This is a genomic window from Candidatus Villigracilis proximus (assembly GCF_016717045.1).
GTDB classification, from domain to species: domain Bacteria; phylum Chloroflexota; class Anaerolineae; order Anaerolineales; family Villigracilaceae; genus Villigracilis; species Villigracilis proximus.
The window spans coordinates 108,042-131,737 of record NZ_JADJUO010000017.1; the positions used below are offsets into that span (position 1 = coordinate 108,042).

The following is a 23,696-nucleotide window of genomic DNA, read 5'->3' on the forward strand; positions in this document are numbered from 1 at the left end:
TGACGATAAACCATGGACGATGAGGGTTCGTCGTCCATGGTTCACGGTCTACTAGACAGGGATATTCCCGTGTTTGCGTGGGGGAGCGGGCGCGTACTTATCACGGAGCGCAGACAGTGACGCGATGATCTTCGGGCGTGATTCGCGCGGCTCGATGATATCGTCTACATAACCTGTGGATGCTGCGTAGTATGGATTGTTGAATTTCTCGCGATATTCTGCCGCAAGTTTTTTGCGTTCGGCAATCGGGTCTTCAGCAGTTTCAATTTGTTTCTTGAACAAAATATTTGCCGCACCTTCCGCGCCGATCACTGCGATCTCAGCCGAAGGCCAGGCATAAGTGACATCGGTTCCAAGATATTTACTAGACATCACCACGTACGCGCCGCCATAAGCCTTGCGAGTGATGACGCAGATCTTCGGCACCGTGGCTTCGGAATACGCGTACAAAAGTTTTGCGCCGTGACGAATAATGCCGCCATGTTCCTGCGCGATACCAGGCAGGAAGCCGGGCGAGTCGACGAAGGTAACGAGCGGAATATTGAAGCAGTCGCACATGCGCACGAAGCGCGTCATTTTATCGGCGGCATCAATATCGATCACGCCGGCCATGATGGCAGGTTCCTGACCGACAATGCCCACGCTATGTCCACCAATGCGCGCGAGGCCGATGATGGCATTGCGCGCCCAATCGGGTTGGATCTCAAGGAATGTACCTGTGTCGATAATTTTTTCGATCACTTGATGCATGACGTATGGTTCGGTCGCTTCCAATGGGATGATGTGATTGAGTTCTTCATCCATGCGTGAAAGCGGATCGCCCGCCTGCACATAAGGCGGATTCTCAACATTGTTGGAGGGAAGATAGGAAAGGAAATGCCGCGCCATATCAATGGCCGCCTTTTCACTTTCCACGCTGACATGCGCCACACCGCTGACGGAAGTATGCACGCTTGCGCCGCCCAATGATTCTGAGTCGATGATCTCGCCGGTGACGGCTTTGATCACATCCGGGCCGGTCAAAAACATGAATGAAGATTTTTCAACCATGATGACCATATCTGTCAGAGCAGGGGAGTAAGCCGCGCCGCCTGCGCAGGGTCCGAGCATAACGCTCACTTGCGGCACCACGCCCGAATATTGCGCGTTGCGTCTGAAGATTTCAGCATAACCGCCCATCGAACGTACGCCTTCCTGAATGCGCGCGCCGCCTGAGTCGATCAGTGAAATAAACGGCACGCCATTGCGGACAGCCAGATCCATTACGCGGCAAATTTTATGCGATTGCATTTCGCTTAGTGTGCCGCCATAAATTGTAAAATCCTGTGAGTATAAATAAACTGTCCGCCCGTTGATCTGTCCATAGCCGGTGATGACTCCATCACCATAAAACTTTTCCTTTAACAAATCCATCTCATCGCCTTGATGTGTGATGAATGGCTCGATCTCGTTAAAGGTGCCGGGGTCAAGCAGTAACTCAACCCGTTCGCGCGCAGTTAACTTTCCTTTTGCACGCTGCTTTGCGTTCCGCTCCTCGCCGCCGCCTTCAAGCGCTTTGGCACGGATCTTTCTCAACTCAAGAATTCTGGGGTCTTCGTTTGTCATATTAATTCCTTTAGGTGATAAATTTCACAATTGGAAGTATATCATTCGACGACGGATAGGCCAGTGATTTATGACATACAGGAAATAGGACAATCCGCTTCGTCTTTTGCTGACAATTGATTCAGGTTAATTGATTTTATCTCCCTTTTGGTTGATTCTACTTAATAAAAGACCGCAGACGGCGGACGATAGACCATACGATCTATTGTCCACAGTCCACGGTCAATTGACTGGATCAAAATTGAATCCACTCAACCGCAGCCAGTCCATTGAATACGATCTGTTTATTGTATGCCGCATTCTTTTGACGGGCAAATTTAGCCAGTGTCTCTTTTTGTGCCCAGGAGCGGCCATTGCCGGATGTCATTTGCCGCCATAAAAAGAAAGTCCAGTTTTGAGGATGTAATCCGATCTGACGGATAATTTTTGGAGAAATATTTCCTTCCCCAGTTGGAGTCAGCGCAACCAATCGTCCGTTAGGGCGCAGGATGCGTGCGGTCTCTTCCAACAGGGGAAGGGGATTGGGTATCAGGAATAACACTGAGCAAAATGTCACAGCTTCAAATGAAGCGGTTTCAAAAGGCAGAATATCCGGGATTAATAAATGGAGCGGGGTATCCAGAAGTGCAGGCCGCTTTCGCGCTTCAGATAACATTTCACTATCTGTGTCTGCTCCTTCCCAACGAAAACCGGTTTGAGACTTTCCCAACTCAAGCAGCTTGCCCGCGCCTGTTCCCACATCCAACACTTTGGCATTGTTCGGCAGTGGTTCCAGTATTTGCAATACAGGTTTTAGGAAATGAAAATACCATGGCGCATCCTGCACATAGTGAAAGAATTGAGCCATATTCATTTTGAGGTGCTCTTTTTTATAAGCCACGCGATGAAACCTGCGACGATCAAACCAATACTGGCAAAAGAGGCAATAAATTTGACAGCTGTGAATAGCGCTGAGACTGAAGCCAGCGCATCCAGCCGGTCTGGATAAACCAGCATGATCGTTGCAACACTGGCATTTTCAAGATAGTCGCCGATCATTGCCGCAAAGGGAATGGTATTGAGCAATAGCCAGGCGCTATTCGTATTAAATGCGCGTTGAAAGACAAGCGTGATGGGAATCGACAGGAACAATGCCTGTGCAATTGGAATAAAAAGATCAACAGGCGATACGCGCGTCAAATAGAGATGGATGCCGTACTCGCCATAATCTGCCAATTGGCTGTATAGCGCATCCGCAGATCTCCAAAATTGCGTATCGGGTACGTTGAGTCCGTTAGCCAGCGCCATCAATTCCTCCGATGAACTCGCCGAAGAGAGCATTGCGTATCCCAGCCCAAACATAATCAGTGTCAGGAAAAGAAATGATCTGATGCTTGCAATTCCCTGTATGTGCTTACTCAAAGCGGTTAATGATTTCATGCCATTTTTTTCCAAAGTAAAAAAGTGCACGGAGAATATTCCCCGCACACTTTTTTCACTATTTATCCGGTTGTTCCTGCTGTTGCTTTGGGACGCCATAATGTCAACAAGATTATGAACAAGGTGGCATTGAACATGGGAAACCCTGAGTGACTCAGTCCCACGATGCCAGTTGCGGTGTAGAAAATTCCCACTGCCAGATCCAGAACTTGAATCAGGATCATGTTATTGATCCAGAATAATTGTTTCTCCGGCTCACGCGCAATGAACAACATGCCGACGCCATATGCTAAAAAGCGGGCAGCCAGCATTCCAAGCGGGTAGGCGATATCCGCCTGCGGTATGGAATGTCCCATCATCCCCAGAAACTTCATTGGAATGAAGAGATACATCAGTCCCAACACCAGTTGCACAACCCCAATGATACGTAATAACACTTTCAATTTCATGATCGATCTCCTTGTTTTGATTTTTTAAATTACACATGTAATTCATGTGTTTGTACGCAAAAATATTGCTTTTTATGGCGGTTCGTCATCAAATCAACTGCCAGTCTGGTTTTCAAGGCTGTTTCTCCTGGCGAGAATTGAAACAATTTTATCAACGTGAAAACGCAAGACTTAATATCACCCCCTGGCAAACAATGCCGGCGAATAAAATGATCAATGAAACGATTCTTTTTTCTGATACCTTGCTGAACTTAAAGAGCAAATATCCGATGACAATATTAAGCGATCCCCACAGCACATTACTTAATGGCGATGAATTACCCAAACCCGGTGGGTTGCCAAACGGTGAAGGGAATGGGTTGCCGGAAATGCCATTGACATAATGTGGTACGACATTCGCAAGAGTCATCCCGGCAAAAAAGTTTGCTACATAGTGATAGCATTTTGTATTTGATTGTTCTTTTGTTTCCATTTTTATCTCCTTGTTTAAGTTTATTTGTAAACTACATACTTAGTATATATAGTTATTCGTAAAAAAATCTTACTTGTTGAGGGTTGCCATTAAATCTGCAATTGTGGTCTTTTCCAAATGGGACTTCATGGCTGCCTCTGCGTCGGCGAGGATCGTGGATACAGATTTTTCCGCACGTGTGGGCTTCACGCCTGTTACTCGCAGCTTATGATCCTGACGAAACATAGGCTTGCCTGTTTCAATGGCAAGGAACACATCCAACAGGGTGATGTTTTGCGGCGGTTTCGCCAGGCGTACTCCGCCTCGCGATCCTTCGCGGGTCTCAATGATTCCTGCGCTGGCAAGATTTCCAAGAATTTTTACTGCTGTTGGGTTGGGGATATTCAACGAGGCAGATAACTCTTTTGTTGGAACAAAGTCATAGAATCCCTGGCTGACTTTGTCACCTACAAAGAGAACTGTAAAAATAGCCTGTGAAAACGATAGTGAATAGCTCATAACTTTATATATTTTATATTTAGTTTATTTATTTGTCAAGGGGGAATTATAAAGACCGTGGACGATAGACCGTAGACTGTATGGTTCATTGTCCATCATCTGCTTATCCTTTCAGCAAAACGATCTCGCGCTGCGGTTCGCCTAAATATTCTGCGCCGTTGGTGGTCATCACAACATCTTCTTCCAGCCCAACATAACCAAAGCCATCTACAGCGAGGCCGGGTTCGACGGTGAAGATCTGACCGACTTCCAGTTTCTGGTTGGGTGAGTCGCCGTATTTCTCCCAGAGCGGACCAAGCAGCGCGCCGCCGTCGTGGGCGACACGCCCCAGTTGATGACCGAGGGCGTATTTGAATTCAGGATAGCCAGAGTCGATGATGCGCTTCGGTTTCATCTTCACGCAAGACATAACATACCCGTTGAATATCGGAACAATAACCTTCATACTTCACACCAAAATCAAAGTGGACAATATGTCCGCGTTCGATCTTGGTGTTTGTCGGGCCGTTATGTCCAACAGGGGAGTCTGGTCCGCTGTTGACGGCGGGGCAATTGTCAGCGGGCCAGGCGAGTTCGACGTTGTATTCGCGGGCGAGGTTGTGCATATACGCGCCGACTTCGAGTTCGGTCATACCGACTTTGATGAAGTCAAATGTCTTCTTGAAAATTTCATCTGTGATCTGAACAGCTTTGAGTACGCGCGCCTGCTCGGCGGGAGTCTTTCTTCCGCGCAGGGCAGAGATGATAGGTTCAGCGCTGACGAGTCTTTCGGCGTAGGGTGTGCCCGCCAGATATTCTCTGAGGAATTCGTACATGGCATGAGTCAACCCGTCAGCGTGGACATTGTTTCTGGAAGTGTTAACAGCTATTCGTTCAGGGTTGATGCGGGTAATTGTCTCTTTGAGCAAGGCGCTGACTGCGGTGTCGTATCCAATAATTTCGTCAAAGACATTTAATCGTTCGAGTGATTCTTTTTCAAGGTTGCCAATGATGGCGATCTTTTGACCTGTGCGGGTCAGGATGAGTGCGGAAGGCCAGGTAAGGTCGTTTGGCCCGATCAGAAAATCAAGAACAGGGTCGCGTACGCCGGATGTTTCGCGCACGAAGGTAAGCCACATGTCAATTTCCTGTTCCTTGAGAATGGCAATGGCTTGATTTACTTTTTCTTGAATGAGTGACATGGGGGCTCCGGGAGGAAAGGATGAATGAGGAAAGAAGAAAGATTTTTTGGTTATGGTCTATGGTCTGCGGTCATTGTTCTGTGTGTTCTTGGGTCTTTGACTAAAAAGATAAGAATGCCGATCATAGCTAGTGAAAGGACAATTGAAATTGTGAAGGTTGGGATGAAGCCTGCTTTGTCTACGATCCAGCCGCCGATGAGGGGGGCGATGATGGTGGCGGGGGCGGTGAGGGTTTGTGATAGCCCGATATATAGCGGACGTTCTGACTCGGTTCCAAAGTCTACGGTCATGGCGATGCCGATGGTCCAGATGGAAACGTTGGCGAGGCCGGCAAGCAGGAAGATGGGATAGAACCACGCGATGGAAGTCGCGTTCCATGCCAGAATGGAACTGAGCAAGGCGGCAACTGCGCCAAGGATCAGCATGGCGCGATGACCAACCCGGTCACCGATCCAGCCCATGCCAATGTTCGCCACAGTTTGGGAGATGGTTAAAGTGGCGGTGAGGAAACCGGCGGTGATGGCATCCATATTGAAGCGGCGCAGGGCGTAGATGATGTAGAAGGAAAATCCCATGGTGGCGAATTGCGAGAGAAAGCGTGCAACTAGGAACCAGTTGAAGTTTTTATCCTTGCCAAGAATTCTTTTTGAGTCGTCCCAGAAGTGAGTCTTTTCTTCGGGGATGATCTTTTCAGTGTCTTCGGGTTCGCGCGTTAATGCGAGTGCGAACCATGACAGGGTGAAGAAAATGCTTGCGATGAGGAAGCAGGCCGCAAAGTCGAGGGGTGAATCGAGATAGTCCAAAAGATAGCCGGCTGCGACGGCTGATCCGCTGATGAAGAGATTCGCGAGTCCGGCTTGTAATCCAAAAAATGTGCCGCGTGTTTCAGGCGGAATAATTTTTGAGATCATGGAGGTCCACGAGTTGGCGGTGAATCCGCCGCCGAGTCCCTGCCAGACGAGCAGAATAAATGTGGCGATCAGGCCGGCTTGCAGGCCGATGGTGGGCAGCAGGAGGGCCACGATGGCGAATCCTAAAAACGGAATCCGCTCGTGGATGGTCATTAGTAAAACGTTTGGTTTGTATTTGCGCAGACGTGAGACAAAACTCGCGGTGAACAATTGCGGCAATTGCCAGCCAACCGAATGGATGGCAGGCACAAGGCCGATCAATAACGCGGAGGTGGTCATGGATGCAACGAAGAGGGGGAGGATGGTGCCGAAGGATGCGAAACCGAGCGCCACGCCGAAGAGACTGCCGTCCCATAGACCTACGGTGACGTTATGTTTCAAGTTTTGACGGATGTCTTTTTCAAGATTTGTGAGCATTCATCGATTGTACCTGATGCGCATTTTAGACCGTAATTTTGCTCTTGACAGATTTTTGCTTTTGCATAAAATAAAAACGAACGTTCGTTCATTTTTATTTGGAGAAGAAGATCATGCCTGTAAAAGAGAAAGACACCCCAACGAAAGGTGAGACCACCCGTATCGCCATTGAAGATGCCGCTGTGACTTTATTCATGGAACATGGCTACCATGCCACGTCCATGCGACAGATCGCAGAACAGGCCGGCCTTGCGCTGGGTGGGATCTACAATCATTTCTCAAGCAAAGAGGAACTTTTCGAAGCCATCATCATTGACAAGCATCCATATAAAAGAGTTTTACCCGCCTTGCTCGCCGCGCAAGGGAATACGGTAGAAGATTTTCTGCGCAGCGCGGCGCGTCTTGCGCTGACTGAGCTTAAGTCGCAGCCGTATTATATGAATTTGATGTTCATTGAATTTGTTGAATTCAAAGGCAAGCATGGCGCTTCCATGCTGCTTGAGATCGCGCCCAAGGTTCTGCCAGTGTTTGAAAAGTTGGTCAAAGGCCGTAAGGAACTGCGTATTACCAATCCGGTCATGCTGCTGCGCTCTTTCTTCGGGATGTTAATCTCATTTTTCCTGACCGATATGATCATGGGGAATTCTCACCTCGGGAAGCTCATGCCAAAAGATCCGCTGGATGCCTATATGGATATTTATTTTCACGGAATCATAAGGGGAAAGGATGAATGATGAATTATGAAGGATGAATTTAAGATCAAAATCTAAAATTCAAAAACCTTTCTTCTTTCTTTTCTTTTATTCATCCTTCCTATTTCATCCTTATCACTAAAAGGACTTGCTCATGCTCAATTCTCGTATTTTCTCCATTATCCGCAAAGAGTTTTTGCAGATATTTCGTGATCCGCGTACGCTGGCGATGATCATCGTCATGCCCATTATGCAATTGTTTCTGCTTGGGTATGCGGCCACCACAGATGTTAAGAACATCTCCATGACCGTATGGGACCAAAACAAGACTCCGCAATCCCGCGCCCTATTGGATGCCTTCCGTGCCGCGGATTATTTCGTTCTTGATTATTCTGTCGAATCTGCCGACGAATATCAAAAGCTGGTTGAGTCAGGTGATACACGCGTGGTATTGGTCATTCCGCCTGATTATGACCGCCGCCTGATCGAAGGCAATGCCCAGGTCTTAATGGTGCTCGATGGTTCGGACGCCACCGTTGGTGCTACAGCACTATCCACGGCGCGTCTGGTCGGGCAGGCATACTCCACAAAAATCCTCGGCGAACAGACCGCGCTCGCCGGGCGTGCGGCGCCTTCCGCGCCCGTGGAGGTGCGGACACAGGTTTGGTACAACCCTGATCTTGACAGCGCCTTCTTCAATATCCCCGGCGTGATCGGTATGATCCTTTCCTTCATCACTTCGATCCTTACCGCCACAACCATCGTGCGTGAACGCGAACGCGGCACCATTGAACAGTTGATTGTCACTCCCATTCGATCTTGGGAATTGATTGCCGGGAAATTACTGCCTTATGTGATCTTGGGCTTTATCGAAACATTTGAAATCCTATTGATCGGCCATTGGTGGTTTGGTGTTCCCATTCGCGGCAGCGGCGGATTAATTATTCTCACCTCGGGCTTGTTCCTCATGTCCAGTCTGGGCATCGGCTTATTGGCTTCCACGCTGGCAAATACACAACAGGAAGCCATGATGACCGTGATGATGTTCAACCTGCCGATGATCTTTCTTTCGGGTTTCTTTTTCCCAATCGCGGCCATGCCAAAATTTTTGCAGGTTGTCTCCTATGCCATTCCTCTGCGTTATTACCTGACCATCATTCGCTCCCTTTTGATTAAGGGTGTTGGTCTGGCTGCCATTCAAAGTGAAGTCATTGCGCTGATCATCTTCGGCGTTGTCATCATGGGCGCCGCGTCCCTTCGCTTCCGCAAGCGGCTCGATTAATCATTCAAAAATATTTTTAAGGAGTTACTCATGCATTCAAAAATCCCCATGCCCGTTCGTATTGTCCTCGCTGTGATCCTCATCGGCGCACTGGCATATGTAGGCTACCGCACACTCAATGATTCCACCAACGGCGATCTCACCGCCTCCGGTTCCATCGAAGCCACCATTGTGAACGTCTCACCGGAACTCGCTGGGAAAGTCTCAGCCGTGGACGTTGAAGAAGGTTCACTTGTGGCGATGAATGACTCGCTTCTTCATCTGGACCCGAGCCTGCTGACTGCCCAACGGGCAGTTGCCGCCGTTCAAGTGGATTCTGCCAACGCCGCCCTCGCATCCGCTCAAACCAAATATGATCAAACCCTGCAAGCTGCCCTCTCCGCACAGGAAGCTTGCGTGCCAAAGATTGGTATCGTTCCGCGCCCGATGAATTTGATCAGCCCTTATGGTACATCGCACAGGCCGAAGAAATCGCCGCCGCACAAACCGAAGTGGACACCGCCAAAGTTGCGCTTGATGATTCACTCGTAAATCTTGAAAAGGTAATCAACGATCTGGGAAATAACCAATACGTTACCGCAGAGAAGCGACTGGCTGAAGCACGCGCTGCTTTCTTCATTGCAGACAAGGTTAAGATTCAAGCTGAGAACGCCGTTGAAGGCGGAGGTTTACAGGATGCGGCCTATGATTACTACAATGATGCCGAAGATGAACTCAACACCGCTCAGGATGCCTTCAACGATCTCACCGGCACAACCGCCGAAGAAGATATCCAATACGCCCGTGGACAGGTGATCGTGGCCCAACAGCGTTACGACGCCGCATACACGCGTCTGCTTTCATTGCAAACCGGCGAGCAATCTCCCGCCGTGATTTCTGCCAAAAATTCCCTTGATCAAGCGCAGACTGCTGTCACACAAGCGCAGGCCAATCTCGACTTGCTTGATAAACAGATCGCCAAACTGGACGTATTTGCTTCGATTGATGGCGTGATTCTCACTCGCAACGCTGAGCCTGGAGAATTTGTCCAGCCGGGTTCGGTTGCGCTCACGCTCGCCAATCTCGCAGACTTAACCATCACCGTTTATGTCCCTGAAGACCGCTACGGAAAAATTTCCCTCGGGCAAACCGCCGAAGTCCGCGTGGATTCCTTCCCTGATCTGACATTCAGCGCCACCGTGGTCCATATTTCGGATCAAGCCGAATTTACCCCGCGCAACGTCCAAACCGCTGAAGGTCGCAGTTCCACTTTTTATGCAATCAAACTGAAGATCGAAAACTCCGATGGTAAGTTGAAGATCGGTATGCCGGCGGATGTGGTTTTTAAATAATTGGCGAGAAGTAAAAAGTAAAAGTAAGAAGCATATTGAATAAATGGTGGCCGAGTAAGGCGCAGCACTCTTCCTAACTGTATTAAGACCAGATGTATGGCGAATGGAGAACATGATGAAACCCATAACCTTCGATTGGACAAAGATGAAGAACATTCAAAAGATTCATCGTGTTCTTTACGCCATTGGACTTGGCCCACTCATCGGCAGGATCATTCTCTTTGGCCACTACAGGCCGCAGGTCAGGGATGAAGCGGGTCACTCCTCTTCAATATGAAATGATCGGCGCTGATTATTATCTGGGTGCGGCACGTGGATTAAAGTCTGATTGGGTGCTTAATATTCAAGCACATCCGCAAGTGAATGTGCGCGTGGGCGCAAAACATTTTCAAGGCGTTGCCGAAGTTATTAGCGACCCAATAAAGTTCGCAGATTTTATGGAAGTGCGCCTTGAAAGACATCCGTTCATGATCGGATTAATAATGGAAAAGGCGCATGGATTGCCTCGGCGCCCCAGCCGCGCACAATTGGAAGGCTTGGCAAAAGATGAGGCGTTCGTGATCGTTCATCCAACAAAATTTAGTGAGAATTAACCGTGACAAACACTCTAGTTCAAGCAAGTGGAATTAAAAGATACTTCGGTAATGTTCATGCCGTAGATGGCGTTGACCTAAACATAAAATCAGGCGAAATTTATGGACTCGTCGGGTCAGACGGCGCGGGGAAGACCACCACCATGCGCTTGTTGGTGGGGGCGTTGCTGCCCACACAAGGCGAGATCGAAATCTGCGGCTATGACCTGCGGACACAAGTGGAGTTGGCTCGCTCAACTATTGGCTATCTCTCGCAAAGATTTTCCATGTATGAAGATTTAACCATCCTCGAAAACATTCGCTTCTTCGCCGAGATCCGCGGACTTTCCTCCTCAGAGTGGCTGCCGCGCTCGATGGAAATTCTTGAATTTGTCGGGCTCGATAAATTCAAAGATCGCCGCGCCGGCCAGCTCTCTGGCGGTATGAAACAAAAACTTGGCCTCGCCTCCGCTCTGGTCACTCGTCCGCGCTTGTTGTTGTTGGATGAACCCACCACAGGTGTAGACCCTGTCACTCGCCAGGATTTCTGGCAGTTGGTTATCAAATTGGTTTCCAGTCGCGAAGGCGATGGCGTATCTGTAATTATCTCCACGCCTTATATGGATGAAGCCTCACGCTGTCATCGTGTGGGATTCATGAAAGCGGGCAAGATCATCGCCGAAGATACTCCGTCCAATTTGCGGGCGCGGTTAAATGGACGTGTACTCGAACTGCGCGGTGCGCCCATCAATCAACTGCGCCATGTTGCGCATCAAGATGCAGATGTCGAAGATGTTGCCGCGTTCGGTGACAAACTACATGTGCGCATTCGCGAAGGAAAATCAGACGAGATCATGAAGCGTTTGCCCATTAATATCCAAGCCGCTGGCGCAACGGTCACAGATTTGCGCATCATCCCGCCTGCGCTGGAAGATGTATTCATCGCTTTATCGGAGTCGAACCATGACTGAGTCTGTAATTGTTGTTGAAAATCTCACGCGCCGCTTCGGTGATTTCGTGGCCGTGGATCATATTAACTTTGAAGTGAAAGCGGGGGAGGTGGTTGGTTATCTCGGCCCGAATGGCTCCGGCAAAACCACCACCATTCGCATGTTACTCGGTTTATTAAAACCCAGCGATGGCAAAGCCACCGTCCTTGGCTACGATGTTTTTAAACAAAGCGAAGAGATCAGAATGCGCGTTGGATATATGTCGCAAAAATTCGCCATCTATGATGACTTAACGACTCTCGAAAATTTGACATTCTACGGCGGCGTTTATGGGATTAATGACAAAGCCCGCATCTTGCATACCCTTGAGCTGGTCGGACTCAATGGGCATGAAAACACGCTGACAAGGGATCTGTCCACCGGCTGGCGGCAGCGGCTTTCGCTGGGCATTGCGCTGGTGCATGAACCGAAATTATTATTTCTCGATGAACCCACCTCAGGCGTTGACCCAACCGCCCGCCGCGCATTTTGGGATCTGATCTATCAACTGGCAGAAGGCGGCGTGACAATTTTAGTCACCACGCATTATATGGATGAAGCCGAATATTGCGAGCGTGTGGCTGTGATGCGTGACGGAAAATTACTGGCCATGGATACGCCCACCGCGTTAAAGAAAAAGATCATCACGGGTGATGTCTGGGAAGTGTACGCGCATCCGCTTGAGAGGGGATTGGATATCCTCGCAGCCATGGACGGTGTGGAACGTGTCGGGTTGGCGGGAGATCACTTGCGCACGATCAGCTCACAGGTAGGGAAAGATGCGATGCAAAGTCTATTGATGAGGGAAAATATCAGCGTGGAAAAAATCGAAAGAGGCGAGCCCACTCTGGAGGATGTCTTCCTGTCACTGGCTCGTTGAGAATAAGTTAAAACGTTTGCAGGTTTGAACATTTGAAATGTTCAAACCTGCTTTTTTGTTACTGAGGTAGGGATGTTTCGGGGGTGACGATTGCCATGATGAGATAGGCAATGACAATACCGGGGCCGGCAAGGAAGAAGCCAAGCACGAATAACAGACGTACAACGGTTGGGTCAATGTTTAGATAATCTGCGAGACCTGCGCACACGCCCGCGATCATGCGGTCAGACTTGCTTCGGGTTAGGGTTTTATAGTCGCTCATTTTTTACTCCTTTCATTTTTCTGTTTGTCTATTTGTTTTACGCAGATAAATGAAAAGAGTTGCAGGCTATGGATCGCCGAGTGGCATAGGGTAGGGGAGGATAAGTTCTGCGGGCAATATCTCAAAACTACTTTGAAACTTTTGAATGTTGATCTGCCTGAGTTGTTCAATAATCAATAGCGTTGCATTGACCGTATCTTCTATAATGCGTGTCATGGTGGATTCGTTGAGATAGGGAAACTTTCTTTCGATAAAAAATTCGGCGTCTGGTTCACCATAGAATTTCCGGATATGGTTGTATTGTTGATGCAGGGCTTTTTCATTGACGAATGGCAAATAAGAGGGTGGACTTGGTGTTTTATGAATGATCTGCCAGAATAGATTTTCAGGGTGGGCACGGTTGTAAAGCTGGTCGAGGCCATACCAGTCATCTTTGATCCTATCCCAGGCTTTCTGCGGATCTGTGGCGATCATTTCCTGAAAGGCGGCTTTTGTGGTGGTTCCCAGATATTTCATCCATAAAATGTCGCAGATGAGATGTGTGAAATAACCAAAGCGGAAACTATAAAGTTGAATATCATCCTGCGGGTTGAGAGGTGCAAGATATTCGCGGTAATACACGAGGTCGCGGATCATGTCTTCGCCTTCGCCTTTTTGCAGGAAATGAGTCACTTCCTTGGGCGGGTCGAACACTGTCCACGTTTCGTTGGGGATGCCTGAGTCTGGTGCAAGATTCCCGAACGTGAAGAGGATTTTATCCAACTCGGGAAAGTGGGGAAGAAGTTTTTCCGCGATGCGCAGGTGACAGATCCATGTGCCCATTATTTATGTTTTCTTCCCTCAAAATAATTGGCGCTTGCGGCGTAGAGCAGGAATATCCCGATCAATATAAAGAATACAGCTTGTATGCCAATGAAGCGGTATTGGATGATTCCAAACCATGAAAACAAAGCGCCAACCAGCCCGTAAAATATGGCATTGCGTGTGTATGCGGATGCAACCCGTTTGGATTGAAATAAATTGCGCGCGATAAGCTGTTCCTGTTTATGGACATCATCTTCGTGGCGGTGCAGGCAGGCCAGCACATCGTCAATCACTGCGGCGCACTCGGGGCACAATCCGCGCTGACAGTGTTTGCAATAGTCCGATGGCGGGTTTTCAGGGTGGTAAAAACAATTCATGTTCTTTTCCTCTTTTTTCTTCTCAGGGTTCCTCCCTTCAACCGGATGTCTCAGAACTGTTTTCATTTTATCGGGCGCGGATTTGCGCGGGTCGCTGATATAGATCTCGTGATGTTTGCCGCCAGCCGGGCCGACGCGATCTTTGAATCCGTTCTCTGCCATGAATTCTTTCATACGGTCAAATGTGGCGGGTTCGGTGGCGTAAGGACCGATGTGCATGGTCTGCACGGACAGGCCTTCGTTAAAACGGGCGAGCCTTAATTTGTTGAGCAGGTCACTGTCCCCTTTTTTCTTGCGGACTTGTTCACGCGCTTCCTCGAACATCTCACTGGTGATGACATCCGGCTGCATGATCATCAGTGTATAAAACCAATTGTCCTTTATGGTGATATCGAAGAATCCATCTTCCACCCACCACAAGCCTTCAAGCGCCATCACGGGATAATCAATTGCGTTCGTCTTGCGTTTCTTAAGCATAAATTTGAGCGTGTAAGAAAGCCCGTATAAAGCCTGAGTTGCTTCAGCAAACAGCGGGGACGTGCCGGGAGCAAATCCCTTTTCAATGGCGCCATCGATCATTGCAAACTGAAACTCAGGGACTTGAATCGACTCTACCTTCTTCGCCGAAGGCTGATACAGATGCTTGAATTGTTTCTTGAGATCTAATACTTTCACGGGAAGCTCCTTTTTTTTTTTGGGGGAAGAGGGGGGGGACCCCATAGAAACTTGTCTTTGTGCCTTGGTTTAGTTTTTGGCGTTTGGAACTCCATTACTCGTTACTCATTTCCCCCCTCATCCACTCTTCAACCCCTTACGCAGCAGAGTCCTTGCCCAGCGATAGTGACTGCTCGTGGCAGAGACAAAATATGCGGCGAGGGCGTTGTTGCGCGTCCAGGGATAATGTCCACGGGTGAATAATTCCTTTTCGGGAATGGATTGAATGACCTTGATGATTTTCTTATGCGACGATTTGAAATCCTTTTGAACATCAGCCAGGCTTCGATCGTGATGTTTAAGAAAAATGGCGTGATTAAGCTGCGGCAATTGTCCCCAGTTGTATTCTTCAGAAGGCACAGCAGGGACTTTTCCCTTCACGCCGGTTTCATACCATTTGATCACCATTTTCTCCCATTCAATCAGATGCGCCAACACATCTTTAGCCGACCAGTCACCGGCGATATTTGGGCGGTTCAATTGTTCATCAGTCAGGCCGGCGATGTATTGCTCAAGGGCTGTTCTTTCTGTTTGCGCAGTTTCAATGATTTGATCTTTCGAAGTCGGTTTTGGCATAAAATTCTCCTTTGTTCCTCGTTATTCTCTACCGTACCCTCACTCGATTGCGAATCAGCCGAATTTTTCAAAACAAATCCGCCGTGGCTTGCGCCCACTTGCGGACCATCTCCTCTTAATTCCGGCGGTTCGAGCACGGTCACCCAATTTCCCAAACTTAATGTCGTGGATGCCAGCCAGGGTAGATCGGGCGCTGTTAGAGTCGCGATCACACTTCCATCAGCGTTTTCCTCAATCGATTCCCAGACGAGCCGGTTGCTGTGGACGATGTTTGCAGCTTCAGGGATGAACTTCAAACGCGCGCGGATCACCGGCTGATTCTTGAATTCATCCTCCAGATATTTGTGAATGTCAAAGTCCACGGGCATGTTGAAGGATTGTTTCAGAATGCTTAACTTCTGAATTCGGTCCACGCGAAAGGTGCGCAGCGCAGACCGCAGATGACAATACCCAACCAGATACCACCAGCCTGCGCGAAAGACCAATGCATACGGATCTATTTTTCGTTTGGCAGGCTTTTCATTTGACAGGCCTTGATAGACAGCCGAAATCTGAATGCGTTCGCGTGTGGCCTGACGAAGCTGTTCCAAAATGGGGGAGAGCGTTGCAATATCTGCGCGGTGCAATCTGGTTGCCACCAGTGATTGCCGCGCCCAGTCAATTTCATTGCGTTGTTCATTGGGCAGTACATTTTCGATCTTTGCCAGTGCGCCCTGTGCCGCCTGCAAATAGGGCTGGCCCCACATCTCTCCAACCAGACTCGCCCCGAGTGAGATCGCAACCGCTTCTTCAATTGAAAAGACCAACGGCGGAAGTTTATATCCGCGCACAAGTGAGAAGCCGCCGTACGGTCCGCGCTCGGCGTAGATCGGAATGCCCATTTCATCGAGCATCGCAAAATAGCGGTGCAAAGTCCGCACGGATATGCCGAGCCGGTTTGCAAGGGTTGCAGCTTTTTGATTGGGCTGGTTTTGCAAACTCAAAATGAGCGTGATCAAACGTGTGGCGACGTTGGACATGGTTAACTTCCTGTCATAAATATAAAGCGGATATATGTCAGATTATGACATATATCCGCTTTGAGAAAAATTTCAGTTTTTGCTTTTAGGATTCACCTTTATGGATGACATCCCTCCCGTATTTTTCCTGTAACTGGTCAACGACTTCCTGCAACTTACGCGACTTCTCGCTTCCTACGTCCCACAAGCTGAGTTGGCGTACTGGAGCACCCAGCCCGCTGACGCCGACTCCGATCAGCCTCACCGCCTGATTGGGTTTGCGAACGCTGTGCAATAATTTCAGAACGGCCTTGAGGATTTCATCATCATTGTCTGTTGAAGTTGGCAATGTGACCTGTCTTGAAATGGTGGTGAAATCAGGCCAGCGAATCTTTAACTTGACAGTTTTTCCGGCAAGATCATTTTTGCGAAGCTGACGACCGATTTCTTTCGACTGTTCGCGGATCGTCTTTTCAAGAGTCTTGTCATCGCGGATATCTACATTGAATGTGGTTTCCTGGCTGATGGATTTGGTTTCATATTCAGTGACGATGGGGCGATTATCGATGCCGTGTGCGTGGCGCCAGAGGTCGCGTCCGTTTTCGCCGAAGAGACGGGCCATTTCATTTTCGGGCCAGTTGGCAATATCGCCGATGGTGTGAATGCCAAGCTCGGTTAATCGCGCTGATGTTTTTGGGCCCACACCCCAGAGCATGTCCGCGGGCAGGGGCGCGAGGAATTTTGCTTCTTCACCTGCAGGGACGATGGTTAATCCAAAGGGCGGCTCGGTGCTTTTCTTTTTTGATTTCTTGCCGACCTCGGTTGCAATTTTTGCCACGAGTTTATTGGATGCGATTCCGATCGAGCTGGGTAAATGCAATTCGTTTTTGATGCCCGCTTGCAGGTCGAGCGCGATGCGTGCTGGGGGGGCGCTCATGTCTGAGATGTCGAGAAAGGCTTCGTCGATGGAAATCTGTTCGACCAGACCTGTCAAATGATGAAGTCTTTCCATCACTTGCTTTGAGACTTCACTATATAAATGATGCCGTCCGGGAACAATGATCAGGTTTCTGCATAGTTGCAGCGCGCGCGACATGGGCATGGCACTGCGGACGCCTACTGCGCGCGCGGCATACGAACACGATGCGACCACACCGCGTTCGTTGGGCTTCCCGCCCACAGCGAAAGGCTTGCCGCGTAATTCGGGGTTTTGCGTTTCTTCCACTGAACAGAAGAAGGCATCAAGATCTAAATGAAGGATGGTGCGTGGCATGAGTGAATTATAGTCTGGAGTTTATTGTGGAGTCTATCATCAGCTTGCTGATGGTTTCAAGTTAATCACTCAGACAGCAAGCTGTCTGACTCCAAAGACTCTATAGCGTCGATTTTATATGGGACAAAAAGGTCATGAAATTGCCCTGTTAATATATTGAACAATCGCTTAAGAAAAGTTATACTAGAGACGGCGTATAGTCAAAGGGAACTTTTCGATTTTATTTAACGTCATTATTTAGCATTTGATTAGACGGAGGAAGAAATGAAATTCGTAACAAAATTTGCAACAGCACTACTTTTACTGGCTTTGATGCTCTCACTCGTGCCATCAGCCACGCAATCTGCACAGGCTGCGACATGCTATTGGGCGCAATTCATCGCCGATGTAACCGTTCCTGACGGTACAAATTATGCTCCGGGTACTGCCTTTAAGAAAACCTGGCGATTAAAGAATATTGGTACCTGCGCCTGGAGCAGCACCGATGTCTCCTTGATCTTTGACAGCGGTGAGAAGATGGGCGCGCCTGCTTCATCTGCCTTGCCGACCACTGTCAACCCCGGCCAGACCGTGGATATTACCGTGGATATGACCGCGCCGAGTGCGGCTGGTCATTATTTCGGTTACTACAAATTCAAGAGCGCCACGGGCGGCGTATTTGGTATTGGTACAACCGCGAACAAATCTTTTTGGGTTGAGATCAATGTCACTTCGTCCTCCGGCACCGGCTATGACTTTACAGCCAATGCTGCTTCTGCTGCATGGTCAGGCGGCGCGGGCGCGTTGACCTTCCCCGGCGCAGATGGCAATGCCAATGGCTTTGCCTTGAAACTTGATAAACCCAAACTTGAAAACGGAATCGAATCCGCGCAGGCTGGTTTGCTCTTTGTTCCGAACAATGTCAGCAATGGTTATATTCAGGCGAGCTATCCCGCTTTCAAAGTACAGAGCGGTGACCGCTTCCAGTCTACGATCGGATGCGAATATGGCGCGACCAATTGTTATGTCACGTACCGCCTTGATTATCAGATCGGTTCCAATGCGGTCAAGACTTTCTGGACCTTCCGCGAGAAATATGAAGGCTTGAGCTACAACGTCAATCTTGACCTGAGTTCATTAGCAGGTCAGGATGTGAAGTTTATCCTTGTGATTTCTGCTTATGGTTCTCCAACCGGCGACCGCGCTTTGTGGGTTAATCCGGTGATTGCACGTGCTGGCGGAACGGTTGCTACCAACACACCCAATCCTACTGTCACTGGCACACCCGCCACAGTTACACCAACGAAATCTGCAACTCCTGTACCGTCCACTTGTGATCGTGCGCAATTTGTTTCTGATGTCACCGTACCCGATGGAACCAGTTTCCAGCCGAATGCCGCCTTCAGCAAGACCTGGCGCTTAAAGAACGTGGGCACCTGCACATGGACAAATTACAGCCTGATCTTTGACTCAGGCGAAAAGATGGGTGGGCCTGATTCTGCGGTGATCCCAACTTCTGTGGCTCCCGGCCAGACCGTAGACATTACCATTAGCCTGACTGCTCCCGCCACCGGTGGAACATTCCGCGGCTATTGGAAACTTAAGAATGCCAGCGGCGTTCCGTTTGGTATTGGCTCAGCCGGAACAAAATCCTTCTGGGTTGAGATCAAAGTGGCTGGCACGGCCGTTACCCCAGTGGTGACCGTCACCCCCGGCACGCCTGTGACTCCTGCAACTCCGATCGCCGGCACCAACTATGATTTTGTTGCCAACGTCTGCGCGGCCACCTGGTTCAGCGGAGCAGGTCAACTGCCATGCCCCGGAACTGAAGGCGATGCAAAAGGATTTGTGTTGATCACCAATCCTTCCAAACTGGAAAACGGAGTCAGCGATAGCCGCCCCGGTTTACTGGCCTTTCCGCAGAACATCAACAACGGATACATTCAAGGCTATTACCCGGTTTACAAAGTGAAGAGCGGCGATAAATTCCGCACGATTGTCAATTGTGAAAATGGCGCCACATCCTGCTATGTTGTCTTCCGTTTGGATTATGTTGTCAGCGGCAGTTCCACCATTCAAACCTTCTGGGCTTTCGTTGAAAGATATGAAGGCCAGTATTACTCCGCCGACATTGATCTTTCTGCATTGGCTGGTCAGGATATTAAATTTGTCCTCACTGTAAATGCCACTGGCACCGCTGCCGGTGATCGCGCACTTTGGGTCGCGCCCATCATTTACAACGCGGCATCCTCTGGTACCGTGCCAAGCGCCACACCGGTGCCTGCCACGGTTTCGGCAACGGTCACAGCTACCACCGGCCCGACAGTAACTGCCACGTCCACGGTTGATCCATCCACAGCAACCGCAACCGCCACCGCAACAGAAACTGCCACGGCAACTGCAACACCGTAAACAAGTCAGCAATCAAAAAAGTTCCCGTTGTCGAAAGGCAGCGGGAACTTTTTATTTTTATACGCGTCCTTTTTGCGAAAAGGAGACTTAATGAAACGAATTATTTTTTTAATTTCCATCTTTCTGACAGCCTGCTCCGCTGGGAATGAATGAACAGAATCAGGCACAACGTTCAGTGAAGAAGCGGGAGGGGAGTTGTACTTCTTCCTGCAACCGAGGCAGGCCGGAGCGTCCATCCAATTGGCAAAAGTTTCAGGCGCGTGTATCTCGAATCCGGCACAATGTCCGCCGATGCAGATCGTGAACGTCCCGTTTGCGTTTAACTTTACGATCAATGCATTAAGCTGGGCGCCCAATGGACAGCACGCCGCGTTCTCCTATTCTGATAACGCCAACGGCACGCCGACAAAAATGTGGCTGTTCGATACCGCATCCAACACGTGGACTTCGCTCGCGGAATTTCCATACATCGACCCGCCCTTCTGGTCACCCGATGGCACGTGGATCGCCTTCCGCACCCAGGACGGACTCGGCAGTGAAGATGTGTATGTTGTGCATCGTGATGGCTCTGAATTAAAGCATCTCCGCCGGCCTGCCCCTCGAAGGCCGCCCATACATCATGGACGGCTGGTATACAGAAAATATCATCATGCGTTCGGCGCTGCCCGGTAACGAAGGCCTGATCTATCTCGTGCGCGCCAGCGACGGATATGCCCGCCCGATGTTTGAAACGCTGTTGACCAAATCGCAATTCATCGCCGCGCCGGATGCAAGTCTGCTGGCCTATGATGAATATGATTACAACAGCCAGAATCATATTTTAAAAGTAATGGAACCTGACGGCGCAAATGCCGTGGCCCTCGCAAATTTTTCAGGCGGAAGTTTATATCCCATCGTTTGGTCGCCTGATAGTCAATGGATCGCATTCAACTATTACAGCAGCTTTGTCAACAGCTCGCCCAGCGCCGAAGTTTATATTGTGGATCGTAAAGGCGGCAATCTGACATCAGTCTATAAAGGCACAACCATTGGACGTTTGATCTTTTCACCCAATGGAAAATATTTACTTGTTGAAGAAACAACATCCGTCTCAGGCGGACACTTGTTCGTTGTAAATCTTGCCACACGCGAAATGAAGATGCTGCAAGCGCCGGGCCTGTCTACTGATTTTGATTGGTACGCGCCTTCATGGAGGCCGTAATCTCGTGAAACATTTTTTATGGCTCGCAGCGTCTGCGCTTCTTTTGGCTCTGTTCTCTGTGAATCAAGTCTCGGCGCAGGATGAAACTCCAACTGTCACGCCGCCGCCCGCAACTTCCACACCCATCAGCGGACCTCCGACTCATGCGTATATTATCAATGCGGTGAATAATTCGCGCATGGCCTTACGCCGCTGGGTGCGCATCCCGTATTAATGCAAGTCGGTCAACAGGAAGCAGATGGAATCGCCTCAGGCCGCGAGGGACATGTGGCTGAGGCGACGAACACAGCAACACCAGCTTTCAATTTATCGAGTATTGGCGTGGGCATTGCGTTTTCTCCCGAGATGGGGTCGAAACCGCCCTGCAAACCAAAAGCGGGCAGCCGCAAACCGAAGCCCTCGCCATCCTGACCGGCATTCCACAAACCCAGGCCGCGTATTCAAGCATGGCTACCGAAGCCGCAAAAAACGGATTGCTTCCACAGGGCATGTATGCAGTTACGGTTAACACTCCGCTTGCAGATGGCAGCGTATATCACGATGTCAAATACGGTCAAACCCTATGGAGCATCGCAATTGCATACGGCACAACCATTAAAAAAATTCAGGAATTAAATGGATTAACCGACACAACGGTCCGGCCTGGTGAACATTTATTGATCTTGAAAAATGCTCCGCAACCCGCCGCCCCCGCATCTCTCAACGGGACACCTGATTCATCGCCCTCAACATTCCCCACGCTGACAGTGACCCGCACCAACTTCCACCCGCTGGCCTGCGCGAATACACCGAACAGGAAAAGCGAAACAACACCCTGGCATCGTCGGCATTGCCATTGCCGCTCTCTTCCTCGGCGGACTCTTCACCGCAATGACCAAACGAAAACCGATCTAAAAACAACGAATAAAAAAAAAAAAGCGCAACTGGGTCAAACCCAGTTGCGCTTACTCATTACCAGTATATTTTTTTACTTCTTACTTCTTTACTTTTTACTCATTTACTTCCCCTAATCTTCCCGTCGCCCCTTCGTCACAATGCGGATCGGCGTCCCTAAAAATCCATACTCAGCGCGGATCTGATTCTCAAGATAACGAATATACGAGAAATGCATTAACTTCGGCTCGTTGACATAGATCAGGAAAGTCGGCGGGTCAGAGCGGACTTGCGTGCCGTAGAACATCTTGAGCGCACGGCCAGCATGACCTGGGTGCGGATGTGCATCCTGCGCCTTGTGAATGATCTGATTGATGGTGGATGTGGTCAAACGCGCGAGGCGTTCTTCCTGAACACGCAACGCCATTGGCAATACCTGATCCACGCGCTGACCGGTCTTGGCCGAAATAAAGAGGATCGGCACATAAGACATAAAGTTCAACTCGCGTTGAATTCTGGTTGTGTATTCTTCCATCGTTTCATTATTTTTTTCGATGGCATCCCACTTGTTGACCAAAACCACACAAGACTTCCACTCATCGAGCACGAAGCCCGCGATGTGCGCATCCTGTGATGTGATGCCCGTTGTCGCATCGATCATCAACAGCGCCACATCTGCGCGTTCGATGGATTTGAAAGCGCGCAGTACGCTATATTGTTCCACGCCATGATCGATCTTACCGCGGCGGCGAATGCCTGCCGTGTCGATCAAGGTTACAGACAGACCGTCAAATTCCATTTTGCTGTCAATTGAATCGCGGGTTGTGCCCGCGATCGGGCTGACGATCACCCGTTCTTCGCCGGTCAACTTATTGAGCAGGCTTGACTTGCCCGCATTCGGTTTCCCGACCAGTGCGATCTTGATACTGTCATCTTCCTCTTCCTCTTCCTGCACAGGGAAGGAAGCCACAAGCGCATCGAGAATGTCACCTGTGCTTGTGCCGTGCAAGGCAGAGATGGGGTAGGGATCGCCTAATCCCAACTCGTAAAATTCAGAAGCCTGATCGCGGCGTTCCTTTGATTCACATTTATTGACCACCACAAAGATCGGCGGCCAGAAAGTACCGTCAGGTTGTTTCTTTTGTGAGCGGCGCAGAATCTCAGCCACTTCACGATCTGGCGCGGTAATACCTGATTCACCGTCATTCACAAAAAGGATCGCATCAGATTCATGAATGGCAACCTGCGCCTGCTTGCGAATATCATCAATGAAATCTGCAGAACCGATCGAGAGCGGAGTCTTTCCGCCGTGGGTCGGGTCAATACCGCCGGTGTCGACAATGTTGAAGGAACGGCCATTCCACTCTGAAACGCCAAATAAACGGTCACGGGTTGTGCCGGGGGTATCATCCACAATGGCTAGGCGTTCACCTGCAAGACGATTGAAAAGTGCTGATTTACCGACATTCGGTCGGCCGACAAGGGCTACGATTGGTTTCATAATAATTTACTGCTTTCCAAACTTACAT

The 23,696-nt window shown here is 49.4% G+C and carries 30 protein-coding genes; 14 read left to right on the plus strand and 16 right to left on the minus strand.

Features of this window, described 5'->3' with window-relative positions; genetic code table 11:
• Positions 1-51 precede the first annotated feature (51 nt).
• The 9 genes from IPL71_RS17540 to IPL71_RS17580 all read right to left on the minus strand — a co-directional run bounded on the left by IPL71_RS17540 (position 52) and on the right by IPL71_RS17580 (position 6,952).
• Complete coding sequence (locus IPL71_RS17540; RefSeq protein WP_345323846.1) at positions 52-1,605, minus strand: acyl-CoA carboxylase subunit beta; 1,554 nt, start codon at positions 1,603-1,605, stop codon at positions 52-54.
• A 235-nt stretch (positions 1,606-1,840) separates the two neighbouring features.
• Entirely contained in the window at positions 1,841-2,458 is a 618-nt protein-coding gene (locus IPL71_RS17545; protein ID WP_345323848.1) for a class I SAM-dependent methyltransferase, read from the minus strand.
• Positions 2,455-3,024 carry a hypothetical protein gene (locus tag IPL71_RS17550; RefSeq protein WP_345323849.1) on the minus strand — a complete coding sequence of 190 codons (570 nt, stop codon included), beginning with the start codon at positions 3,022-3,024 and terminating at the stop codon, positions 2,455-2,457. The genes IPL71_RS17545 and IPL71_RS17550 overlap by 4 nt, the downstream gene beginning before the upstream one ends.
• 62 nt (positions 3,025-3,086) lie before the next feature.
• Positions 3,087-3,473, minus strand: coding sequence for a hypothetical protein (locus tag IPL71_RS17555; RefSeq protein ID WP_345323851.1), 387 nt, complete (start codon positions 3,471-3,473; stop codon positions 3,087-3,089).
• A 151-nt stretch (positions 3,474-3,624) separates the two neighbouring features.
• Positions 3,625-3,945 (minus strand): hypothetical protein, encoded by a 321-nt coding sequence (locus IPL71_RS17560; protein ID WP_345323853.1) that lies wholly within the window; start codon positions 3,943-3,945, stop codon positions 3,625-3,627.
• A 69-nt stretch (positions 3,946-4,014) separates the two neighbouring features.
• Positions 4,015-4,443, minus strand: coding sequence for an RrF2 family transcriptional regulator (locus IPL71_RS17565; protein WP_345323855.1), 429 nt, complete (start codon positions 4,441-4,443; stop codon positions 4,015-4,017).
• Between the two features lie 103 nt (positions 4,444-4,546).
• Positions 4,547-4,837: a M24 family metallopeptidase gene (locus IPL71_RS17570; RefSeq protein ID WP_345323857.1), complete on the minus strand. Its 291-nt coding sequence runs from the start codon at positions 4,835-4,837 to the stop codon at positions 4,547-4,549.
• Complete coding sequence (locus IPL71_RS17575) at positions 4,800-5,624, minus strand: M24 family metallopeptidase (RefSeq protein ID WP_345323859.1); 825 nt, start codon at positions 5,622-5,624, stop codon at positions 4,800-4,802. Before IPL71_RS17575 ends, IPL71_RS17570 begins: the two co-directional genes overlap by 38 nt.
• Before the next feature lie 50 nt (positions 5,625-5,674).
• Positions 5,675-6,952, minus strand: coding sequence for an MFS transporter (locus IPL71_RS17580; RefSeq protein ID WP_345323860.1), 1,278 nt, complete (start codon positions 6,950-6,952; stop codon positions 5,675-5,677).
• Positions 6,953-7,065: 113 nt separating this feature from the next.
• On the opposite strand from IPL71_RS17580, the gene IPL71_RS17585 reads away from it, so the two are divergent.
• The 8 genes from IPL71_RS17585 to IPL71_RS17620 all read left to right on the plus strand — a co-directional run bounded on the left by IPL71_RS17585 (position 7,066) and on the right by IPL71_RS17620 (position 12,698).
• On the plus strand, positions 7,066-7,686 hold the full coding sequence (locus IPL71_RS17585) for a TetR/AcrR family transcriptional regulator (protein WP_345323861.1): 621 nt from the start codon (positions 7,066-7,068) through the stop codon (positions 7,684-7,686).
• A gap of 112 nt (positions 7,687-7,798) precedes the next feature.
• Positions 7,799-8,926, plus strand: coding sequence for an ABC transporter permease (locus IPL71_RS17590; RefSeq protein ID WP_345323863.1), 1,128 nt, complete (start codon positions 7,799-7,801; stop codon positions 8,924-8,926).
• A gap of 30 nt (positions 8,927-8,956) precedes the next feature.
• Entirely contained in the window at positions 8,957-9,457 is a 501-nt protein-coding gene (locus IPL71_RS17595) for an HlyD family secretion protein (RefSeq protein ID WP_345323864.1), read from the plus strand.
• Between the two features lie 458 nt (positions 9,458-9,915).
• Positions 9,916-10,257 carry an HlyD family secretion protein gene (locus IPL71_RS26120; protein ID WP_514130813.1) on the plus strand — a complete coding sequence of 114 codons (342 nt, stop codon included), beginning with the start codon at positions 9,916-9,918 and terminating at the stop codon, positions 10,255-10,257.
• Between the two features lie 112 nt (positions 10,258-10,369).
• Positions 10,370-10,534, plus strand: coding sequence for a hypothetical protein (locus IPL71_RS17605; protein ID WP_345323865.1), 165 nt, complete (start codon positions 10,370-10,372; stop codon positions 10,532-10,534).
• Positions 10,506-10,850, plus strand: a complete 345-nt coding sequence (locus IPL71_RS17610) for a nitroreductase/quinone reductase family protein (RefSeq protein WP_345323867.1) — start codon at positions 10,506-10,508, stop codon at positions 10,848-10,850. The genes IPL71_RS17605 and IPL71_RS17610 overlap by 29 nt, the downstream gene beginning before the upstream one ends.
• 2 nt (positions 10,851-10,852) lie before the next feature.
• A complete protein-coding gene (locus tag IPL71_RS17615) occupies positions 10,853-11,800 on the plus strand; it encodes an ABC transporter ATP-binding protein (protein ID WP_345323869.1) in 948 nt (315 codons plus the stop codon).
• Positions 11,793-12,698: an ABC transporter ATP-binding protein gene (locus IPL71_RS17620; protein WP_345323870.1), complete on the plus strand. Its 906-nt coding sequence runs from the start codon at positions 11,793-11,795 to the stop codon at positions 12,696-12,698. The genes IPL71_RS17615 and IPL71_RS17620 overlap by 8 nt, the downstream gene beginning before the upstream one ends.
• 58 nt (positions 12,699-12,756) lie before the next feature.
• On the opposite strand, the gene IPL71_RS17625 is transcribed toward IPL71_RS17620, so the two are convergent.
• From IPL71_RS17625 to dinB, 6 genes are all read right to left on the minus strand, one after another.
• Complete coding sequence (locus IPL71_RS17625) at positions 12,757-12,960, minus strand: PspC domain-containing protein (RefSeq protein ID WP_345323871.1); 204 nt, start codon at positions 12,958-12,960, stop codon at positions 12,757-12,759.
• 66 nt (positions 12,961-13,026) lie between these two features.
• Entirely contained in the window at positions 13,027-13,782 is a 756-nt protein-coding gene (locus IPL71_RS17630; RefSeq protein WP_345323873.1) for a zinc dependent phospholipase C family protein, read from the minus strand.
• Entirely contained in the window at positions 13,782-14,816 is a 1,035-nt protein-coding gene (locus IPL71_RS17635) for a GyrI-like domain-containing protein (RefSeq protein WP_345323875.1), read from the minus strand. The genes IPL71_RS17630 and IPL71_RS17635 overlap by 1 nt, the downstream gene beginning before the upstream one ends.
• Before the next feature lie 117 nt (positions 14,817-14,933).
• Positions 14,934-15,431 (minus strand): DinB family protein, encoded by a 498-nt coding sequence (locus tag IPL71_RS17640; RefSeq protein WP_345323877.1) that lies wholly within the window; start codon positions 15,429-15,431, stop codon positions 14,934-14,936.
• Complete coding sequence (locus tag IPL71_RS17645) at positions 15,347-16,450, minus strand: helix-turn-helix transcriptional regulator (protein WP_345323879.1); 1,104 nt, start codon at positions 16,448-16,450, stop codon at positions 15,347-15,349. The genes IPL71_RS17640 and IPL71_RS17645 overlap by 85 nt, the downstream gene beginning before the upstream one ends.
• A gap of 85 nt (positions 16,451-16,535) precedes the next feature.
• The gene (gene dinB / locus IPL71_RS17650; RefSeq protein ID WP_345323881.1) at positions 16,536-17,702 is read right to left on the minus strand and encodes a DNA polymerase IV; all 1,167 of its coding nucleotides are present in this window, start codon (positions 17,700-17,702) and stop codon (positions 16,536-16,538) included.
• A gap of 264 nt (positions 17,703-17,966) precedes the next feature.
• Between dinB and IPL71_RS17655 the strand changes: the two genes are divergently transcribed.
• From IPL71_RS17655 to IPL71_RS17680, 6 genes are all read left to right on the plus strand, one after another.
• On the plus strand, positions 17,967-20,093 hold the full coding sequence (locus IPL71_RS17655) for an NBR1-Ig-like domain-containing protein (RefSeq protein WP_345323883.1): 2,127 nt from the start codon (positions 17,967-17,969) through the stop codon (positions 20,091-20,093).
• A 240-nt stretch (positions 20,094-20,333) separates the two neighbouring features.
• On the plus strand, positions 20,334-20,765 hold the full coding sequence (locus IPL71_RS17660; RefSeq protein ID WP_345323885.1) for a TolB family protein: 432 nt from the start codon (positions 20,334-20,336) through the stop codon (positions 20,763-20,765).
• A complete protein-coding gene (locus IPL71_RS17665) occupies positions 20,713-21,294 on the plus strand; it encodes a TolB family protein (RefSeq protein ID WP_345323886.1) in 582 nt (193 codons plus the stop codon). Before IPL71_RS17660 ends, IPL71_RS17665 begins: the two co-directional genes overlap by 53 nt.
• A 4-nt stretch (positions 21,295-21,298) precedes the next feature.
• Positions 21,299-21,508 (plus strand): hypothetical protein, encoded by a 210-nt coding sequence (locus tag IPL71_RS17670; RefSeq protein ID WP_345323887.1) that lies wholly within the window; start codon positions 21,299-21,301, stop codon positions 21,506-21,508.
• Positions 21,508-21,705: a hypothetical protein gene (locus IPL71_RS17675; RefSeq protein WP_345323889.1), complete on the plus strand. Its 198-nt coding sequence runs from the start codon at positions 21,508-21,510 to the stop codon at positions 21,703-21,705. Before IPL71_RS17670 ends, IPL71_RS17675 begins: the two co-directional genes overlap by 1 nt.
• 35 nt (positions 21,706-21,740) lie before the next feature.
• The gene (locus tag IPL71_RS17680) at positions 21,741-22,304 is read left to right on the plus strand and encodes a LysM peptidoglycan-binding domain-containing protein (protein WP_345323891.1); all 564 of its coding nucleotides are present in this window, start codon (positions 21,741-21,743) and stop codon (positions 22,302-22,304) included.
• On the opposite strand, the gene der is transcribed toward IPL71_RS17680, so the two are convergent.
• Positions 22,301-23,671, minus strand: coding sequence for a ribosome biogenesis GTPase Der (gene der, locus IPL71_RS17685; protein ID WP_345323915.1), 1,371 nt, complete (start codon positions 23,669-23,671; stop codon positions 22,301-22,303). The two genes, IPL71_RS17680 and der, sit on opposite strands and share 4 nt — an antisense overlap.
• Positions 23,672-23,696 lie beyond the last annotated feature (25 nt).

Excerpts from the sequence above, each read along its gene's own strand:
- IPL71_RS17590 (WP_345323863.1), top strand. The coding sequence starts at position 7,799 with ATGCTCAATTCTCGTATTTTCTCCATTATCCGCAAAGAGTTTTTGCAG.
- IPL71_RS17580 (WP_345323860.1), bottom strand. The coding sequence starts at position 6,952 with ATGCTCACAAATCTTGAAAAAGACATCCGTCAAAACTTGAAACATAAC.
- IPL71_RS17630 (WP_345323873.1), bottom strand. The coding sequence starts at position 13,782 with ATGGGCACATGGATCTGTCACCTGCGCATCGCGGAAAAACTTCTTCCC.
- IPL71_RS17575 (WP_345323859.1), bottom strand. The coding sequence starts at position 5,624 with ATGTCACTCATTCAAGAAAAAGTAAATCAAGCCATTGCCATTCTCAAG.
- IPL71_RS17540 (WP_345323846.1), bottom strand. The coding sequence starts at position 1,605 with ATGACAAACGAAGACCCCAGAATTCTTGAGTTGAGAAAGATCCGTGCC.
- IPL71_RS17545 (WP_345323848.1), bottom strand. The coding sequence starts at position 2,458 with ATGAATATGGCTCAATTCTTTCACTATGTGCAGGATGCGCCATGGTAT.
- IPL71_RS17550 (WP_345323849.1), bottom strand. The coding sequence starts at position 3,024 with ATGAAATCATTAACCGCTTTGAGTAAGCACATACAGGGAATTGCAAGC.
- IPL71_RS17640 (WP_345323877.1), bottom strand. The coding sequence starts at position 15,431 with ATGCCAAAACCGACTTCGAAAGATCAAATCATTGAAACTGCGCAAACA.
- IPL71_RS17560 (WP_345323853.1), bottom strand. The coding sequence starts at position 3,945 with ATGGAAACAAAAGAACAATCAAATACAAAATGCTATCACTATGTAGCA.
- IPL71_RS17680 (WP_345323891.1), top strand. The coding sequence starts at position 21,741 with ATGGCTACCGAAGCCGCAAAAAACGGATTGCTTCCACAGGGCATGTAT.
- IPL71_RS17570 (WP_345323857.1), bottom strand. The coding sequence starts at position 4,837 with ATGAAACCGAAGCGCATCATCGACTCTGGCTATCCTGAATTCAAATAC.
- IPL71_RS17555 (WP_345323851.1), bottom strand. The coding sequence starts at position 3,473 with ATGAAATTGAAAGTGTTATTACGTATCATTGGGGTTGTGCAACTGGTG.
- IPL71_RS17655 (WP_345323883.1), top strand. The coding sequence starts at position 17,967 with ATGAAATTCGTAACAAAATTTGCAACAGCACTACTTTTACTGGCTTTG.
- IPL71_RS17675 (WP_345323889.1), top strand. The coding sequence starts at position 21,508 with ATGCAAGTCGGTCAACAGGAAGCAGATGGAATCGCCTCAGGCCGCGAG.
- IPL71_RS17610 (WP_345323867.1), top strand. The coding sequence starts at position 10,506 with ATGAAGCGGGTCACTCCTCTTCAATATGAAATGATCGGCGCTGATTAT.
- IPL71_RS17595 (WP_345323864.1), top strand. The coding sequence starts at position 8,957 with ATGCATTCAAAAATCCCCATGCCCGTTCGTATTGTCCTCGCTGTGATC.
- IPL71_RS17605 (WP_345323865.1), top strand. The coding sequence starts at position 10,370 with ATGATGAAACCCATAACCTTCGATTGGACAAAGATGAAGAACATTCAA.
- IPL71_RS17620 (WP_345323870.1), top strand. The coding sequence starts at position 11,793 with ATGACTGAGTCTGTAATTGTTGTTGAAAATCTCACGCGCCGCTTCGGT.
- dinB (WP_345323881.1), bottom strand. The coding sequence starts at position 17,702 with ATGCCACGCACCATCCTTCATTTAGATCTTGATGCCTTCTTCTGTTCA.
- IPL71_RS17565 (WP_345323855.1), bottom strand. The coding sequence starts at position 4,443 with ATGAGCTATTCACTATCGTTTTCACAGGCTATTTTTACAGTTCTCTTT.
- IPL71_RS17665 (WP_345323886.1), top strand. The coding sequence starts at position 20,713 with ATGGACGGCTGGTATACAGAAAATATCATCATGCGTTCGGCGCTGCCC.
- IPL71_RS17625 (WP_345323871.1), bottom strand. The coding sequence starts at position 12,960 with ATGAGCGACTATAAAACCCTAACCCGAAGCAAGTCTGACCGCATGATC.
- IPL71_RS17585 (WP_345323861.1), top strand. The coding sequence starts at position 7,066 with ATGCCTGTAAAAGAGAAAGACACCCCAACGAAAGGTGAGACCACCCGT.
- IPL71_RS17645 (WP_345323879.1), bottom strand. The coding sequence starts at position 16,450 with ATGTCCAACGTCGCCACACGTTTGATCACGCTCATTTTGAGTTTGCAA.